The 304-nt window shown below is 68.1% G+C and carries 1 pseudogene; it reads left to right on the top strand.

Features of this window, described 5'->3' with window-relative positions:
• Positions 1–18: 18 nt before the first annotated feature.
• Positions 19–304 (top strand): annotated as a pseudogene (locus MKK52_RS26795) (hypothetical protein); the annotation flags it as partial.

Below are 304 nucleotides of genomic sequence, written 5' to 3'. Positions count from 1 at the left end.
CGCTTCCGCAGAGCTTAGGGCCGTTGCGAGGGCTGCGAGCGTCCGCACGGCCAGATCGTCGGGCATCTCGGGGATGGCCGCTGGTGGGATGGGCAGGCCGGTTCCTGGCGAGACGGTGTGGGCCGTGTCATCTGCCTCGCGGTCGGGGAGGACGACGTGTTCGGCGCCGTCCGGACGACGCGAGTAATTCTAGCGGCGGCTCACAGCAACCACGACACAGCCGACAACCGGGACGTGAACCTCATGGCGGTCTGCCAGCGGTGCCACATGAACCACGACCGACCGGAGCATAAGCGGCGGCGTT

Origin of the sequence: Methylobacterium sp. J-067 (assembly GCF_022829465.1) — a bacterium.
GTDB lineage: Bacteria > Pseudomonadota > Alphaproteobacteria > Rhizobiales > Beijerinckiaceae > Methylobacterium > Methylobacterium litchii.
This window is presented reverse-complemented; position numbering and strand designations above follow the sequence as displayed.